Consider the following 16,811-nt stretch of genomic DNA (forward strand, 5'->3'; position numbering starts at 1 on the left):
AATATTGACTGCTATGCAAAACGCTATAAAAAACAAGAAATTTAACTTACTACTCTTTCTTTTGGTCAGTGTAGTATTTCATGCCTGCAAAGAGGATAATTATATTCCACAGACAGACCTGCTGTATGACGTGACGGTCGATGGGGCAACAGCAACTTTTACCATTAAGACTGAGGGAGTTTCTAATTACGAGTGGGATTTTGGCGATGGTCAAAAGTCTACTGACGCCAATCCGGTACACACCTATCCGGGAAAAGGAAAGTATGTACCTACATTAAGAGCTTTAGTAAGTGGTAAAACCACGGAAGCTTCGACGGTATTGCGAATAGCAAAAACTTCGCCTATAAAAATTGATGACAGTACATTAGATGATTGGGATAACGTCACGAAAGATATAATTCCTTTGGGGACAGATAAAGGAGTACTCAATATGGTAAAGATGGATTATGATGGTAATTATATTTACTTGTATGTAGAAATGGTAGGTAAAAAGTCTGATGCCGCTATTTTCGATATTTATATGGATTCGGATAATAATCCGGGTACAGGTTTATTAACTGGAACTTTTACTGCAGGTGGATATGACATCTTACTGGAAGGCCAATTATTGACTACAGGAGTCGATATCTTTTACCATAACAGCAATGATCAAAATGCTTTTTCATTTGCTCAACAATCTATCGCTGATGCATATAAGGTAGGCACGGTAAAAGAAGCAAGTGGCGTAATAAAATTCGAGATGCGCATCGCACGTGGTAAGCTTAAAGGCTTGACAGGACAAGGCATGAGAATAGGCCTGCAGGCGATAAAAAATGATTGGTCGGAAACACTTGGAAGTGCTCCAAACGTAGGTTCTTCAAGCTACTTGCTGGATATGTCCGAATAGTTCAAACTTCTATAAGTGGATTTTAAATATTTTGAAATAACTATTTATGACTAAAAACTCAAGTGTAATTTTGGATCAAAAAGCAAACAACCGTTTAATATCATTAGATATTATGAGGGGGTTGATTATGATCCTGCTATGCGGAGAGAGTTGTCTCCTTTATCAAAGAATTAAGGATCTCGGTCCAGATTCAGGAATTAGCGGATTTATTGATCAGTTTTTTCATCACCCATGGCACGGGCTCCATTTCTGGGATTTGGTTCAACCAGCATTTATGTTCATTGCAGGCGTAGCGATGTATATTTCATATCACAGTAAAAAGTCAAAAGGCAGTACCTGGAAGGCTAATCTAGGTCATATCTTGTTTCGCTGCCTAAAGCTTCTTTTATGCGGCCTGGCTCTACATTGCATTTATAACGGCAAGGTTGTCTTTGAACTATGGAATGTACTAAGCCAGTTGGCATTTACAACGTTTGTTGCTTATCTGATTATCGAAAGATCTAGTGTATGGCAGTTTATATTTTCCATAGGGCTTCTTCTACTTACCGAAGGGCTTTACCGCATGGTGTTACAACCAGGATTTGAACAGCCTTTTGAGTCTGGCAAAAACTTTGGGGCTTATATGGACACCCTATTGATGGGGAAGATAAATAGTGACGGTTGGGTGGCTATTAATTGCATTCCGACTGCTGCGCATACCATCTGGGGAGTTCTTATTGGAAAATTGTTAGTTTCCAAACGAAGTAAATACCGGAAGTTAGCCATAATGTGTTTAGCTGGAGTAGCAGCATTAATTGTAGGCTTCGGCTTAGATTCTTCCGGCCTAACACCTATTATCAAACGTATCAGTACAAGCTCTTTTGTTTTCGCTTCGATAGGGTGGGTACTATTGATCACGGCAGCTGTTTACTGGCTGGCCGATATCAAAAGCTACAATCGATATGCCTGGATCTGTACCGTTGTAGGTATGAACTCTATATTTATATACCTCTTTTTCGAAACGGTAGGATTACAATGGCTTAATAAAACGGTGGCCATCTTCACCGGCGATATGCTCCATCGGCTATTTAGCACGCCTTGGGACGCTGCGGCCATAATATCTTCTGTCTCGGCATTGTTCCTTCAATGGGCACTCTGTTATTGGCTGTTTAAGCGTAAAATATTTTTCAAACTGTAACTGTTATAAACATCGTACAATGAAGATAAAAATAATTATCGGCTGTCTATTGGGTTGTTTCCTAATCGTATTCCTACTGACATATTCTTGCCAGACAAAAGATCTTGACCTGGTAAAAATTGAAAAGATCAACATTGCTTACATAGAGAGCAATGAAGATTTCGCAAATCCGGAACGAGGATTCTACCGCTACTCAGAGACTAGCTCGAGCAACTATACGGTATTGACCCCAGACGAACTAACGGGCTATCGATCGCCACAATCTATATCTGGCGCTAACTATCAAGTGTTAAGCACACTTGTATTTAGATATTATGTATTGGATGACGTAATTAATACTGCGATCTCCACAGCGTTTCTAACGAACATGAGATCAGATTTTGAAGCCGCCCGCAAGGCTGGTGTCAAATTGATACCACGTTTTGTCTATACCACAACGGCTAATCCAGGTAATTGCCCTGAAGGCTTTATCTGTCCTCCATATGGTGATGCTCCTAAAGCGATCGTCCTACAACATATCAATCAGCTAAAACCGATACTACATGATAATGCTGATGTCATAGCTTGTGTACAATTAGGATTTATTGGGGTATGGGGCGAACAATACTACAGCGATTTCTTTGGAGATGCTTCTCAAAATGCGGATCAGGGAAAACTGCTTGATCAGAACTGGAATGACCGGATAGAAATCATTAAAGCATTGCTTCAGGCTGTACCCCATGACAGGATGGTACAACTGCGTTATCCTCAGCTCAAACAGCGCTATATCTATGGTGTAGACGCTCCTGTAACCGCTGCGGCGCTCAGTGAAAGCAATGCGTTTAATGAAACAGATATCGCAAGATTAGGTTTTCACAACGATTGTTTTATGGCAAACGTTAATGATCTGGGGACCTATGAAGATTATGGTAACAGTTCTACAGACAGATCGTCAACAGCTTCTGTACAGAATATCCTTAAAAAGTATGCTGAAGGAGATGGCAAATTTGTTGTGGTAGGTGGTGAGACATGTATGGACGGCTATAATCCTGATAACAACTGCGAACCCGCAGGTCGGATACAAGCCGAATTCGCAGCTAAACATTACAGTTTTATCAATGCACATTACAACAATGACGTTAACAACGATTGGCAGGAAGGTGGATGCATGGACAATATCAAACGTAATTTGGGCTACCGTTTTGTTCTCCAAAATGCTACTCTTCCTGACAACACAGTTCTAGGAACAGCCATGAATATCACCCTCAACGTTAAAAATGTAGGTTATGCCTCTCCTTATAATAAACGTCCACTGAAACTGATTTTACGCAACATCCAGACTGGGGCTATCGAATCGTTAGTAATGTCTACAGATGTCAGGAAATGGTATAGTGGTGAGGTCAAAGTAGAAGAAAGCATACTAATACCAAAAAACTTATCTAAAGGTGACTATGAGATGTTGCTCCACCTTCCTGATGCCTATGCTAGTATATCATCTCGGCCTGAATATGCGATACGTTTTGCAAACACAGATATGTGGGAAGCAAACACTGGTTACAACAAACTAAACCATATTGTAAAAGTTAATTAAAATATAGGCTCATTAGAGTTAATAATCTTTGGAATAAAAATCTAAAATAACAACAAAAGCTAGGCGACGAATAAAAAAAGTCTCCTAGCTTTTTTCTATTCTTTAGTTTTATCGTATCAAATCAAGAAAAAGATAAACAAATTAAAACTAACAAGGTAACCGTCATTTTAAAAAACATTAGCACTATAAAGTCGAATGAAATCAGATCATCATTTTTCACAAAAAACGCTAGAAGCAGAAAGTCCGATTCGGCTGTAAATCCCCAGCCCCTCTTAATCAGCGATATCTTTTACACACCGAAACCCGACATTATTCGTAGGGCTATTGACTTCCCCTTTACCACGAGCTCCAGCCTTGTACCTTTCACAATATTGATCATTACACAGGAATGATCCTCCACGCTGCACACGCTTCACTAAGCCAGGCTCCTGCGGATCATAAGAGTCTTTAGGCCCTTTAGGGTTTATACCATCATGTGCTGCATAATAATCTGTACGGTAAAAATCAGCGCACCACTCCCATACGTTTCCTTCCATATCATACAGTCCATAGGCATTCGGTGGATAAGATTTTACTTTTGCAGTATTTTCAAAACCATCTTCTTTTGTATTATGGCCCGGAAAACTGCCCTGGTAGATATTTGTCAACCATTTACCATTTTGTTTTAAATCATCTCCCCAATAGTAAATTTCGTCGGTGTGTATACCTGCTTTTGCTGCATACTCCCATTCCGCTTCGGTAGGCAGTCTTTTGCCTGCCCATTTTGCATAAGCTTCTGCATCCTGAAAAGCCAATTGTGTGACGGGATACCTATCTCTATCCACAATAGAGCTCTCCGGGCCTTCGGGATGTCGCCAATTCGCTCCTACAACGTATTTCCACCACTGTAACGCATCTCCGAGATCCTTGACATCGCTACTGCCAACAAAAACTGCTGAGCCAGGCAGTAACATAGCTGGCTCGGCGCCCGGGAAATCTTTCGGATCCAAAGGGCGCTCTGCGACGGTGACATATCCTGTAGCTTTGACAAAGGTTGCAAACTGAGCATTGGTCACCTCGTGTTCGTCCATATAAAAGGAGCTAACGGTTACATCATGAATGGGCATCGCATCGGCGAAGTTTTTAGATCCCATTTTAAAACTTCCTCCCTTTATAAGAACCATCTTGGCCTCATCTTTTCCGATTTTATACTCAATTGTATCGGCGCCTGTATTTACATATCTATTCGGTATCCCCTGCATGGCGCAGGTCATTCCGCCCGCTGTCGATACCGTTTGACTTCCGTTATTATTTTGATCGGAGCCACAGGAGATTATACATATGATAGTAAAGACACACAGCAGATAATTCATCATTTCTAAATTGCTTTTTTGTTTAGGTCAAATAAAAGTATATAATTTAAATAAGACCAACAACAGCACTCAGCGATTAAAGCATACTATCAAGCCGCTTATTTTAGTATATTTACTTCAATCTAAGAAAAGAATATTTTGATCTCTTGTATCAATATTCTGAGTACACTAAACCTTAACTACGCAAAACTACTATGATAACAAAGTGGCTATTACTTATTGCTGTATTATTTACACCTTTTGCATACGCACAACAAAAACAACCAAACATCGTCCTGATTATGGCTGATGATCTAGGGATAGGTGATTTAGGTTCTTATGGACAGACTAAAATAAAAACACCCCGGATCGATGAACTAGCAAAAAAAGGTGCTAAATTCACTAACTTCTATTCTGGGACCTCAGTGTGTGCTCCATCCAGATCAGCCCTCATGACCGGTCAGCACACCGGACATACCTTCATCAGAGGAAATAAGGAACTGGAACCAGAGGGGCAACAACCACTTGCCGATTCTGTAAATACCATGGCTATGGCGCTCCAGAAAGCTGGATACACAACGGGAGCTTTTGGAAAATGGGGACTCGGAATGGTAGGAACCAGTGGTGATCCGAATAGAAAAGGATTTGACGAATTCTACGGCTACAACTGTCAGCGGCAATCACATCGTTACTATCCTACCCACCTATGGCACAATAATCTCCGCATCGAATTAAAAGGTAATAATCTGGTTGAAAAAGTACATTATGCCCCAGAGCTAATACAGACTGAAACACTGGTTTTTATCGAACACAACAAAGACAAACCTTTCTTCTTATTCGTACCGACTGTGCTTCCCCATGCAGAATTAGCAGGACCAGAGGATTTATTTTTTAACAACTATAAAGATGTCTTTTCTGAAACCCTTCATAAAGGAAATGATTATGGCCCAAAAGCGACCATAGCTGGCTATGCATCTGTGGAGAAGCCCCGTGCGACATATGCTGCTATGGTAAGTAGAATGGATCACTATGTCGGTCAAATCATTGATAAATTGAAAGACTTGGGATTATTAGAAAATACGATAATAATGTTTACCAGCGATAATGGTGCCCATCGTGAAGGTGGAGCCGATCCTGATTTTTTCAACAGTACAGCAGGATTGCGCGGTTATAAAAGAGATCTATACGAAGGCGGAATACGCACTCCGTTTATCGTGTCTTGGCCTACTGTGGTAAAGTCCAACACTACTGTAGATCATAAGGCTGCATTTTGGGATATTATGCCGACACTGGTTGAAATAAGCGGACAGCAAATGGAGTCGTATACGGATGGGATATCATTTTTACCAAGCCTAAAAGGAAGTGGAAAACAAAAGAAGCACGAATACCTATATTGGGAGTTTCACGAAGATGGCGGAAGACAGGCAATCTTGGTCGACAATTGGAAACTGATTAAGTTAAAAGTAAAAAGCGCCCAGCCTATATTTGAATTATATGATATACATAAGGATCCTCAAGAACAACGGAACCTAATCGTCCAGTATCCTAAAGTAGCAACAAAACTGACGAAAAAGCTGGAATCGGTTAGAACAGAAAACCCTGTTTTCCCATTGTATCCAGAGAAGTAAATTGACCTATTAGCTGACCTAGATGGGTTACGAGACTTTCTAGGTCAGCTATTCTGAACAATAGACATCTTATCCAGCTGAAACGCTATTTCTGAACTTTAGAATATTGCAGATCAAGTTTCTCACCTTTGGCGCCCTTCAAAGATAAATTGATATATAGAAGCGCCAAAAACAATAAGACAATACCCAACAATTGTATCATCGTAATCTGTTCGTTCAAAACAAGAAAAGCGCACAACACGGCGGCAGGAAGTTCGAGCGTCAACAGTATAGCACTGAGTCCGGGGCCCAACTTGGGCATACCGACACTAAAACATATAGGAGGAATAACGGTACCGAATATCGCTAAAAAAAGCCCCCACTGTAACAGACCACTGTCAATATGAACACTGTGGTACAAAGAATTGCAATTGATGAGAAATATAATAACAGTGGAGCCTGTGGTCATCAAGGCACTTTTCTCAAAGACATGTATATCTTTGCCCAACTCGCTGGTAAAAAGAATATAAAAGCTATACAAAACGGCAGAAGACAAGGCCAAAGCAATACCCAACAGGGAGAAGTCTCTGGCCGTAACTCCAGTAAATCCTCCAGCTAGAAATGTTGAAAACAAGATAAAAGCTGCGGCCCCCAACTGCTTGAGATGAGGCCGCCTCCGCAGTACAATCCATTCGGCAAAAATACTCATCCAAGCCATCTGCATAAGTAATACAATAGCAAGGGATGCCGTAATGTACTGTACAGAAAGATAATACAGATAGGTCGCCACTCCCATACATGCTCCTGCCAACAATAACTTCCATCTTCCTACGGCTGGCATATCGCTCTTTTTTTTCCGATCTCTTGCCTTGCGAACGAAAGAAGCAGACCATAGGATTAAAGCCCCTATAAAACCCTGTATAAACGTAACCTCAGCTGCACTATAACCCTGTCCATATGCAATCTTGGCGAAAGAGGATAGCATCCCATAACTAAGCGCACCAAGAGCAACAATCAACACATATTTATTCATTATTATACTTTGTACAGGTAAATCTACTGAATGAAGTTTTCTATTCGATAAACAAGTTTTATAAATGTATAAAACACGAAAAATGTATGTATTTTTAGTTTTTGGAACACAACAGACACATTAAAGAGACCCATAATCGGAAAAAATACAATGGAAAAAATAAGCCCACAGGATCAGATGCTATTACGGGAACTCCAGAAGAACGCGAAGTATGATATCAATGAATTGACAAATACGCTGAATATGTCTCGCACATCGGTATACGACCGGATCAAAAGGTTGGAGTCTGAAGGGTATATCAAAGACTATGTCGCAATCCTAGATCAGGAAAAAGTAGGTTTAAATTTCACAGTGATTGTGAATGTCTCTCTGATCAGTCAGCAAAAAGTACATGTAGACCGCTTCTTAGAACAGATTACTGCCCTTGATGAGGTAATGGATGCCTATGTAACGGGGGGAATATTTGATATTGTCCTCAAGGTAGTGGTCAGCAGCCCGGAAGCCTATAATGCTTTTGCCTCGGGCAAACTATCAGCAATCCCTGAGGTCAGCAAGATACAGAGCTCTTTTGTGATGCGCTATATCAAACAGACTACGGCATTGCCTTTTTAAATAAGCGATAATTTACTATTCAACAGCAGAAATAAGCAGTGTTACACTGCTTATTTCTACTGCTAATTCTTTCCGTTATGGAGTGTTATTATAAAAGTTCGGCTAATAACTTATCCAATTCATCAGCTGCCTCTTTACCACTACCAACGAAACGTCTGATGATATTTCCATCCCTACCAATCAAAACCTTAGTAGGATATGCGCTGACACTATAAATAGATGGCACATCTGGGCCTATACTCCCCTTTGCGGTTCCCAGCAAATTGACCCAAGTCATCTGATCTTCGTCCAAAGCCTGCGTCCACTTTTTATAATTCTGACTTTCGTCACCTCTTTCATTTGCTACACCTAGAATTTCAAATCCCTTGTCTCTATACATCACGTACAGCTCACGTAAATGTGGATGGGTCTGCCGACAGGGGAAACACCAACTACCCCAAAAATCTAAGAGAATAACTTTTCCTTTTAAAGAAGATAGTGACACCTCTCTACCCTCTCTATCTTTCAGTGTGAAATCAGGAGCAACAGTTCCTTTTGCTGTTTTTTCCGCCTGTTGTAACCGCTCTGCATATTTCTGTCCCTCTACTGAGTTTCTTAAATCCGGTTGCAATTGAGCAAAAAAAGACGCTATTTCCGAAAATTCAAGCATGCTCCGCGTATAATCCTGTAACAGATCAAGCGCGATGCCTGATTGCGGATGACTAAACAAGAAGTCCTTTTCGATGGAATCGATTTTTCCCGTCGTCGCATAACTTTGCTTTAAATAGGCCGCTATAGCGACACTATCCTTTTCTCGGTAAGCACGATCGCCATATTCTCTGTAAAGCTTATCATTACTGGTATAAAGCGGTTTCAACAACGCATCAAGCCTTTGTCTATCGCTATCTGCAGCAGACCCTTCAACAATTGTGCTGTTCATTTTTTTAGGGGCACTGGCCACCAGATGCCCCCCATCAATATAAAACTCGTGCGTATAGTCACGCAGAAAACGAGTCTGCATATGGTACCTTTCAACACTATCCGCGACTTTGAGCTGAATAGTGGCTTTTGTAGGATACATAATCTCCCCTGAGAACGAATATTCTCCATTGCTTAACTTGGCACTATCGATAAGAGACACCCCATTCTGCGCAAACTTAAGATAAATCATATTATCCAAAATCCCCTCTACATCTACAACTTTACCTTTTAATGTAAATACTCTTGCACTTTGCCCTACTACAAATAAGGGCGCACATAGTATCATTAGCAATACAAAACGTATATTTTTCATCTTTACATTTTTTCTTTATAGAACATACTCTTGATTTTACCAAATCCTTCATAGGCTTTTACTGGTTGATCCAGTCCCCCTGTTCCTGCGATATCAAACTCTAACACTCTACCTTTATTATTGCCATAAGTAGCAAGATATAATTTTCCTGTAGTTCGTATCGCTCTATACCCGGTCTGATACTGAGGAACTCTTGATACAGAAAGTTTTAAATCTGTAATTTCTTCTCCACTAACAGCCTGATAAACCACACGGGGGGTATTAGAAATATAATCATACAACATAACCTTATTATCAACTACATAATAGATGTGAGGCAGACTAGTGGAGCTGGCAAAATAACGAGCATCACTCATATTCGCAGAAGCAGGTATCTCAGCATAAGCTTTGGCTGCATTTTGTGTAGATACCGGATACAATTGGTAAAAATACATTTTATTATCCGGCCCTTTCATAATCCAATTATACAGCGTAGCATCATTTGAATAACCCGCATATACGCATTTCTTATGGATATTGTTAGGATCAAAAGCCCCAGGTGTACTGGTATCTGTCCCATAAGTTTTTAGATGACCAGAGTAGAAACCTGAATACCATACAAAACGTCCATTTTTTTCATCATAACCTATAAAGTTAGTCTTTCCAGCTATATAATTTCCTCCTGCTGTTGTCGTAATGACAAAAGGAGCTAATCTATAGTCACCCTGCAACTCGGCCTCTAAGAAAGGACTATCACCGGCACTGGACCCCATAATAACGACACCATTGACTATACTATAAACAGCATTCGAACTAGGCTGTCCTAAAATATCATCAAGCTCGGTAATTTTGCTTAATGGAGTAGCAAGCATACTCGAAAAATCCTCTAACTTTTCATATGTTTCAGGATCTAATTCAACCGTATTTTCTCCTTTAGAGGTAAGAAAAAGGTAAATAGGCTTTTGAAACTGTTCTCCTACAGAATAATAAAAGCCCTTTAAATCCGACTGCAAGACCGAAATGTATTCTCCATTATTTGCTCCGGAGAATAAGTTATTATAGATACTGCCATCAAAACCGATATGACTGATATCCCCTCCCTTTACAGTCTCTTCTAAAACGACAATACCACTTCCGTACTTAGACACCAATGTAATATATTGCTCTCGTGTAGCGGTGATACCTGTTCTCTTATCCTCGACGACATACATTAAAGTATAGCCACCTATGGGCGCATCAAGTGGTACATCCAAGTCTTTTTTATCAGAAAGCTCGATAAGAGGCCCATAAGCATCACTAAACATATACCACCGATAACCATATTGGGAGGGATCCCCATCTTTTTGAGATATTGTAGTCTTTATCAATAACTTTTCTCCCAGTAAAACATCTATATTTTCGTCTTCACTCAGCTCTTGTACTTCTATTTCATTAATTGCAGTAAGATCGTAATTACCTTTATCCTTAGCACAGGAATTCAACAGAACAAAAGTCAATATATATACTATTATATTAGATTTCATCATCTTTAAATTTATATTATCGGAAGGACTACTGGATTTCCTAACTCATCGAGCATAGGTGTTCCGTTCTCTTTTTCATACTCGTATAGGGCTTTCAACAATTTAGCATAATAGGTATACATTTCTACACCAGTAGGTGCATCTGCACCATCTCGAGCACGTGGTCCCCATACCGTTCTTCCGGTCACATCGAGAATAAATTTCCATTTCACATCACTATAATTTCCAAAAAAATACTTAAACCAACTTCCACTCGCATCCCAAGTATCCGGCTTCAAAAGCTGATCATTTAGTTTGATGAGATAATCAGGTAAAAAAACGACAGAGGGTTCACCGTTGTACGTATTATTCGTTTTTGTCTTATCAATTAAATAGGGAAAGTCTTCTGATTGTCTAATCTCTAAATAAATATTAACCTGTGTATTTTTTAGATCAGGAGCTCTCTTCACTATAAGCGGGACTGTAGAAGCTATACTATCGGCATCGATCCAAGTTTCTATAAGCTGATAATGTACACCGGCTTTGGCGGTAGTACGCGAATCATCGATCACTAAAGGAACTTTTCTTTTTACGGACTTGGGAAAACCCGAAATCTTTACAGGTATATAGATGGTATCTAAGTCCAGGTCGTCTGCTTTTTCAGCAAAGGAATAAGACATACTATCTCGTCGTCCAGAGAAAGTCTCTTTATTGATATATATTCCTGGCTCATCATTGTACATTAATTCCTTATTGGAACAAGAAGCAGCTATAGCCAAAAGTACAATAGAAGTAATTATCCAAAATATCCTACTCTTATATGTTATCTTATTCATATATGTATATTTTTTAAAACTGTCATATGGAATATCCAAAGCTGTTTCACAGGTGCCTGTGCAATCTGTCTTAGATTGATATTGCATATCTATTAATAACTAGATTAACGATTCCCAAATTCGATTTCACTATCTGGAAGAGGAAAAATAAAACTGGATTCTTTGAGTGCAACGGTAGCACGTGGAATGGTCAAGATGCCTAATCTTTTATAGTAAAAGAAAGTCTGTCCTTCCGCGTAGAACTCCTTATTATATTCTTTAGCCAATTCCTGCATCTTAATAGTTTCGTTGAAATTAGAAGTTAACTCAAGAAGACCGCGATGTGAGCGCACTTCATTTAACCAATCTCTGGACTTTTCAAGATCCGGAGTCGCTTCTGCCGCGATATAATACATCTCCGAAATTCGAATCATAGGCATCTGATTCGCCAATTCTAACTTGGTAATACCATCTTGCCAAAACTTGGTGCTATAGGAGTAGCCGTTTGCTGGTCGGACATGATATAGATACCGGTAATCAGTAGAACCTCCATTAGCTATCTCGTACAGATTATTCATATTAGTAGTAGACAGAAAAAAGGTAGTAGTCTGAAAGCTAGTATTCCCTTCAAGACGAAACCTTTTATCAACCAGCGTTTTCATTAAAGGTTGATTCAGCGCAAAGATATGCTCGGTAGAAAAGGTACGATCCTGATTAGAAGTTTGATTGAACGTAGTACGATTAACAAAAGGGAACTTACCAGATGCAATAACTTCTTGAGCATATTTTAACGCTTTTTCTTTGTTACCAGCATAGAGATATATTCTAGCCTTTAGAGCTTTTACAGCCCAGTAATTAAAGTGATTGCGTGTATAGAGATTAAATTCATCTTGGTTTTCGCCATTGTTATATGCTACATCCTGATCTACAGACAGAAGCGTTTCGGCCTCATCGAGATCTTCAATACACTTTTCTATAACCTCAGAAAAGCTACTCATATCCGTCACTTTATTATCAAAGGCCGTGACATAAGGAATAGCTATTTTTGCCTCATTATTAAGTGGTAGAGGACCAAACATACGCAACAAATCGAAATGCATATAGGCCCTTAACCCCAACGCCTGTCCTTTCACAAGGTTATAATGGTTTTTTCTAAAGATAGATTTAGCATCGTCTACATGTTCCAGTAAATTATTAACGCCACCGATAGCAGTATACATATTGCTCCAGATAGTCGCAACGGTATTCTTGACATCCGGGTGAACATAATTGTAAAGGGCATGTTCGCGAAGCGGGTGGCCAGTAGCCGTAGTTTGATAATTCTGTCCCATAGCACTTATGGTCGTCATTGTCAAATTATCAGCATATACCCCTGCTCCCATTTGGAGATAAGACCCCAATATGGCTTCATTAAACCCCTCTTCAGTATCGAACAGTTCATCTTGAAGAACCTCCGTACCTGGGCGTACATCCAGCCAGTCTTTACAGGATGTGAAAGAAAACCCAGTCAATAATGCGATTAATATATAAATAGGCTTTTTCATAAAGCTGTTGTTTTATTAAAATATACTAGTAGATATGTTAAAAGTAAAACTCCTTGCAAATGGATAATCAAGTCCACGCTCCCTTTTTATTGTAGAGATATAAAAAGGATCTGCCATGTATAACTCTAATCTGGTGTTAGAAAGACGAGCCCTTTTCATCCATTCGGTATGTTGTGGAAATTGATAAGAAAATGACACACGTGACGCCTCAATCATAAATTCTTTTTGGACAAAACGTGATGTTGCTAATGTGGTTTCAACAACCGGTCTGCCATCTGCACTACCTATGATACCTTTAAAAAAAGTATGATCTCCGGGAGCCTTCCATCGATCATTGGCTACTCTACGATCCACATTATAGGTAATATCTGCATTTTCTACACGATCCACTAAAGTCTGGTTATAAAGACTGGCCCCTAATCTATAAGAGAAATAAATATTAAAACCAAAGCCTTTGTAATCTATGCCTGTATTGATTGTACCGGACACCTTAGGTCGTGTGTCACCTATTGACACTTTATCATCTGCATTCCAGACGTAGGTTCTGTTTCCATTTCTATCCAAATAGATCTCCTGCCCATTGGCTGGATCAATCCCTAGACTGCGTACTGCATAAATAGCGGTTAATGATTGTCCCTCCTGATAATAATTCTTAGGCTTGTTACGATCAGGATCTTCTACATCTTTATCTTTGGCATCTGCAGCTTCATTCAACTTACGTAAGGAATTGGATATCTTAGTGATCGTATTGGTATTGGCATAAGCAGAAACACCAACCCGCCAGAAAAGCTCCTTCTGTGCATCTTGTATAAGATTGACATTTACATTTCCTTGCCAACCTAGATTCTTTAAAGCTCCGGCATTTTCCTTATAGGAACTAAAGCCCATAGAAGGTGGCGTGTTAATATCCAGAATCAAATCATTGGTTGTATTGTGATAAAAATCTGCTGATAGGCTAATTCTATTATTCCACAAAATAGCATCCGTACCTATGCTTCTTTTAATACTCTTTTGCCAACCTAACGCAGAATTACCATACCCTGTCATGTGCGCGCTAAGCTGATTGATATAAAACTGATCCGAATAATAATTATAGGTACTTAATGCCATATAGGGTGGAAAATTCTGGTCCCCTGTGGTACCCACAGAGCTTCGGATTTTTAGAAAATTGATAAAAGACACCTCTTTCAAAAAGGACTCCCGATGTAAATTCCATCCCAAACCAAAAGACCAGAAAGGAGCTAGTTGTCGATCCTTACCGAATTGTGATGAAGCATCCATACTTAACGAAGCATCCAAAAGATACTTATTATCATACGAGTAGTTAGCATTCATTCTACTGCTGACCAATCGGCTAATTCCTTGCGATCCCGAAGGCTTTAAAGTAGCAGGATCGTATTTACTGGCAAAAATAAGCTCCGCTACCTTTTCGTTCGGAAAACCTATAGCGGATGTGGTATACGTTTGTTCCTTTCCTTCATTGATATTTAAATTTCCAGTAAAGAACAATAGATTTTTAGCCCAAGTCTTACGGATATCAAATCCGATATTGGCATCGATCAAATCACTCGTCCCAGACGATTTGGTATAACGGCCACGTTCCGTAAGAGGTAAGGATTCGAAACTGGTATGACTAGAAGACAGATAAAGATCTGAAGTGTTATTATTATGAGTAATACCTAAACCTCCAACCAATTTTAGCCATTCTAAAACAGACCACTCAAACCGGAAATTATTGGTAAAGCCCAATTGCTCACTAAAATCCTTATGGGGTAAAACGGCATTATATAGGGGGGTGTCATAATTTGAATAGAAAGCTCCACTACTGTTCCTCCTCGGTTGCCCCAGAAACCGAACGAAGTCTCCATTTTCATCATAAGGGGACCAATATTGGTTGAGCTTGGTGTAATCGGAGAATGTACCATAAGGACTATTTTTGGATTTAACCCGATTTATACTCAAGTCATTACTAAAAAGTAAGTTCTTATTTCTATATGTTAACGCCACACCACCAGAAAGCTTGTTACGTCCCGACCCTTTCATGACACCAACATCATTATTGGTATTTAAATTTATACCATATCTTACCACTTGATCTCCTCCTTCTAAGAAGAAGGATTGCGAACTGCCAAATGCATTCTGCAAGGGCTGGGATAACCAATAGGTATCAACACCACTCACTACAGATTTTAATCGCTCATTATACTCTGCATCGCGAACGGTTTGCAAATAAGGCCAGTCGCCATTGTCTTTGTAATAGCCTATCTCTTTTTCAAAAGCTAATTTTTCTTTTGCATTCAAAAGATGGTAACTGCCCAAATCCGCCAATGTAGCTGTCACTCCACCTCTATAAGACACCCTGACCGTTCCTTCCTTCGGTTGTCGGGTATCGATGACAATAACACCATTGCTAGCCCGAGAGCCATATATAGAAGTGGCTGCAGCATCTTTTAGCACGGTAATACGCTCCACCCTATTCATATCCAAATCATAGATCCGCTGTAAAGTGACCTGAAAACCGTCTAACACAAACAGAGGTGCATTCGGCTTGTCGCCGTATACATTGCGAAGGCTCGCACTACTGTTGGATATCGCTGATTGATCTGGAAAGTTATTCTGGCCTCGTAGCTCGATATCTGGTAGCCGATTAGGATCAGACCCTAAATTGATATCTTCAGGCATACGGAAAGAGGGATCTAAAACACTGATAGCTCCTAATATATTGGAAGATGCCACGCGTTTCAACTCTTCTGCTGTAATGGTTCTAGCGGATCCTGTATAATTTTCCACAGGACGCTTATACAATCCCGTACGCACGACGACTTCGTTCAGATCGTTATTTTTTGTATAAAGCCTAACTTTGATTTCTTTGATTTTGCTATCGATTTTTATTTCCTTTGTTTCATAACCTACATAATTGATACGTATAAGCTTGGTATTCTCTGGTACTTTTAATTGAAAATATCCTTTATTATCCGTTAGACATTTATTATTATGTCCCACAACAGTAATAGTCGCACCGACAAGTGGAATCTCGCCATCGTCAGAAACGACTGAACCTTTTATAATAACACCATCTTGAGCCTCCATACTATTCACGATAGAAGCATTCTTTACGTTAGGCAACAACACGATTGTATTTTCCTCAATCTTGTAGGTTAGCCCCTTTGATGCTAGAATTTCGTCCATAGCTTTAGACAATGGTGCATTGTCCAAATCGACAGAGATACTGCTCTCTACATTCAACATATTGGTATTGTATAGAAAACCATATCCTGTTTGCTTGGTGACAGTACGTAGGGCATCCTTAATTTTTACACGCTGTCCCTTCAATGTGACTTGCTGCGAATAGACTGATGCACTGAGATGTAACAGCGGAACAAGTGTTAAAACTCCAGTTAATTTCATAATTCTCCAGATTTTTTGTGTCCTCGATTGATGGGTATCCGATGATTCAATCGGAGAGGACAAATTAATACGGC

At 39.7% G+C, this 16,811-nt stretch carries 12 protein-coding genes; 5 read left to right on the plus strand and 7 right to left on the minus strand.

Annotation, left to right across the window (positions count from 1 at the left end; all coding sequences use genetic code 11):
* Positions 1-13 precede the first annotated feature (13 nt).
* Genes CLV99_RS14130 through CLV99_RS14140 form a run of 3 tightly spaced genes read left to right on the plus strand, consistent with a single transcriptional unit; the run spans position 14 to position 3,633 of the window.
* Positions 14-886: a PKD domain-containing protein gene (locus CLV99_RS14130; protein ID WP_133585169.1), complete on the plus strand. Its 873-nt coding sequence runs from the start codon at positions 14-16 to the stop codon at positions 884-886.
* A gap of 46 nt (positions 887-932) precedes the next feature.
* Positions 933-2,063, plus strand: coding sequence for an acyltransferase family protein (locus CLV99_RS14135; protein WP_133585170.1), 1,131 nt, complete (start codon positions 933-935; stop codon positions 2,061-2,063).
* A 19-nt stretch (positions 2,064-2,082) separates the two neighbouring features.
* Positions 2,083-3,633 carry a DUF4832 domain-containing protein gene (locus tag CLV99_RS14140; protein WP_133585171.1) on the plus strand — a complete coding sequence of 517 codons (1,551 nt, stop codon included), beginning with the start codon at positions 2,083-2,085 and terminating at the stop codon, positions 3,631-3,633.
* 272 nt (positions 3,634-3,905) lie between these two features.
* On the opposite strand, the gene CLV99_RS14145 is transcribed toward CLV99_RS14140, so the two are convergent.
* On the minus strand, positions 3,906-4,988 hold the full coding sequence (locus CLV99_RS14145) for a formylglycine-generating enzyme family protein (protein WP_133585172.1): 1,083 nt from the start codon (positions 4,986-4,988) through the stop codon (positions 3,906-3,908).
* A gap of 191 nt (positions 4,989-5,179) precedes the next feature.
* Between CLV99_RS14145 and CLV99_RS14150 the strand changes: the two genes are divergently transcribed.
* Positions 5,180-6,592: an arylsulfatase gene (locus CLV99_RS14150; protein ID WP_133585173.1), complete on the plus strand. Its 1,413-nt coding sequence runs from the start codon at positions 5,180-5,182 to the stop codon at positions 6,590-6,592.
* Between the two features lie 85 nt (positions 6,593-6,677).
* Here CLV99_RS14150 and CLV99_RS14155 read toward each other — a convergent pair whose 3' ends face one another.
* Positions 6,678-7,604, minus strand: a complete 927-nt coding sequence (locus CLV99_RS14155) for an EamA family transporter (RefSeq protein WP_133585174.1) — start codon at positions 7,602-7,604, stop codon at positions 6,678-6,680.
* 150 nt (positions 7,605-7,754) lie between these two features.
* Between CLV99_RS14155 and CLV99_RS14160 the strand changes: the two genes are divergently transcribed.
* Positions 7,755-8,216, plus strand: coding sequence for an Lrp/AsnC family transcriptional regulator (locus CLV99_RS14160; protein ID WP_133585175.1), 462 nt, complete (start codon positions 7,755-7,757; stop codon positions 8,214-8,216).
* An 88-nt stretch (positions 8,217-8,304) separates the two neighbouring features.
* Here the strand turns inward: CLV99_RS14160 and CLV99_RS14165 are convergent, their stop codons facing one another.
* The 5 genes from CLV99_RS14165 to CLV99_RS14185 all read right to left on the minus strand — a co-directional run bounded on the left by CLV99_RS14165 (position 8,305) and on the right by CLV99_RS14185 (position 16,737).
* Positions 8,305-9,489, minus strand: a complete 1,185-nt coding sequence (locus CLV99_RS14165; RefSeq protein ID WP_133585176.1) for a TlpA disulfide reductase family protein — start codon at positions 9,487-9,489, stop codon at positions 8,305-8,307.
* A gap of 2 nt (positions 9,490-9,491) precedes the next feature.
* Entirely contained in the window at positions 9,492-10,994 is a 1,503-nt protein-coding gene (locus CLV99_RS14170; protein WP_133585177.1) for a PKD-like family lipoprotein, read from the minus strand.
* A gap of 8 nt (positions 10,995-11,002) precedes the next feature.
* Positions 11,003-11,806 carry a DUF4843 domain-containing protein gene (locus CLV99_RS14175; protein ID WP_162850118.1) on the minus strand — a complete coding sequence of 268 codons (804 nt, stop codon included), beginning with the start codon at positions 11,804-11,806 and terminating at the stop codon, positions 11,003-11,005.
* 104 nt (positions 11,807-11,910) lie between these two features.
* A complete protein-coding gene (locus CLV99_RS14180) occupies positions 11,911-13,329 on the minus strand; it encodes a RagB/SusD family nutrient uptake outer membrane protein (RefSeq protein ID WP_133585179.1) in 1,419 nt (472 codons plus the stop codon).
* A gap of 15 nt (positions 13,330-13,344) precedes the next feature.
* Positions 13,345-16,737 (minus strand): SusC/RagA family TonB-linked outer membrane protein, encoded by a 3,393-nt coding sequence (locus tag CLV99_RS14185; protein ID WP_162850120.1) that lies wholly within the window; start codon positions 16,735-16,737, stop codon positions 13,345-13,347.
* Between the last annotated feature and the right edge of the window lie 74 nt (positions 16,738-16,811).

The organism is Sphingobacterium yanglingense (assembly GCF_004363245.1).
Taxonomy (GTDB): Bacteria; Bacteroidota; Bacteroidia; order Sphingobacteriales; family Sphingobacteriaceae; genus Sphingobacterium; species Sphingobacterium yanglingense.

Bases quoted from the DNA above. Each gene is read 5' to 3' on its own strand.
- CLV99_RS14130 (WP_133585169.1), top strand. From the start codon at position 14: ATGCAAAACGCTATAAAAAACAAGAAATTTAACTTACTACTCTTTCTT.
- CLV99_RS14135 (WP_133585170.1), top strand. From the start codon at position 933: ATGACTAAAAACTCAAGTGTAATTTTGGATCAAAAAGCAAACAACCGT.
- CLV99_RS14140 (WP_133585171.1), top strand. From the start codon at position 2,083: ATGAAGATAAAAATAATTATCGGCTGTCTATTGGGTTGTTTCCTAATC.
- CLV99_RS14145 (WP_133585172.1), bottom strand. From the start codon at position 4,988: ATGATGAATTATCTGCTGTGTGTCTTTACTATCATATGTATAATCTCC.
- CLV99_RS14150 (WP_133585173.1), top strand. From the start codon at position 5,180: ATGATAACAAAGTGGCTATTACTTATTGCTGTATTATTTACACCTTTT.
- CLV99_RS14155 (WP_133585174.1), bottom strand. From the start codon at position 7,604: ATGAATAAATATGTGTTGATTGTTGCTCTTGGTGCGCTTAGTTATGGG.
- CLV99_RS14160 (WP_133585175.1), top strand. From the start codon at position 7,755: ATGGAAAAAATAAGCCCACAGGATCAGATGCTATTACGGGAACTCCAG.
- CLV99_RS14165 (WP_133585176.1), bottom strand. From the start codon at position 9,489: ATGAAAAATATACGTTTTGTATTGCTAATGATACTATGTGCGCCCTTA.
- CLV99_RS14170 (WP_133585177.1), bottom strand. From the start codon at position 10,994: ATGATGAAATCTAATATAATAGTATATATATTGACTTTTGTTCTGTTG.
- CLV99_RS14175 (WP_162850118.1), bottom strand. From the start codon at position 11,806: ATGAATAAGATAACATATAAGAGTAGGATATTTTGGATAATTACTTCT.
- CLV99_RS14180 (WP_133585179.1), bottom strand. From the start codon at position 13,329: ATGAAAAAGCCTATTTATATATTAATCGCATTATTGACTGGGTTTTCT.
- CLV99_RS14185 (WP_162850120.1), bottom strand. From the start codon at position 16,737: ATGAAATTAACTGGAGTTTTAACACTTGTTCCGCTGTTACATCTCAGT.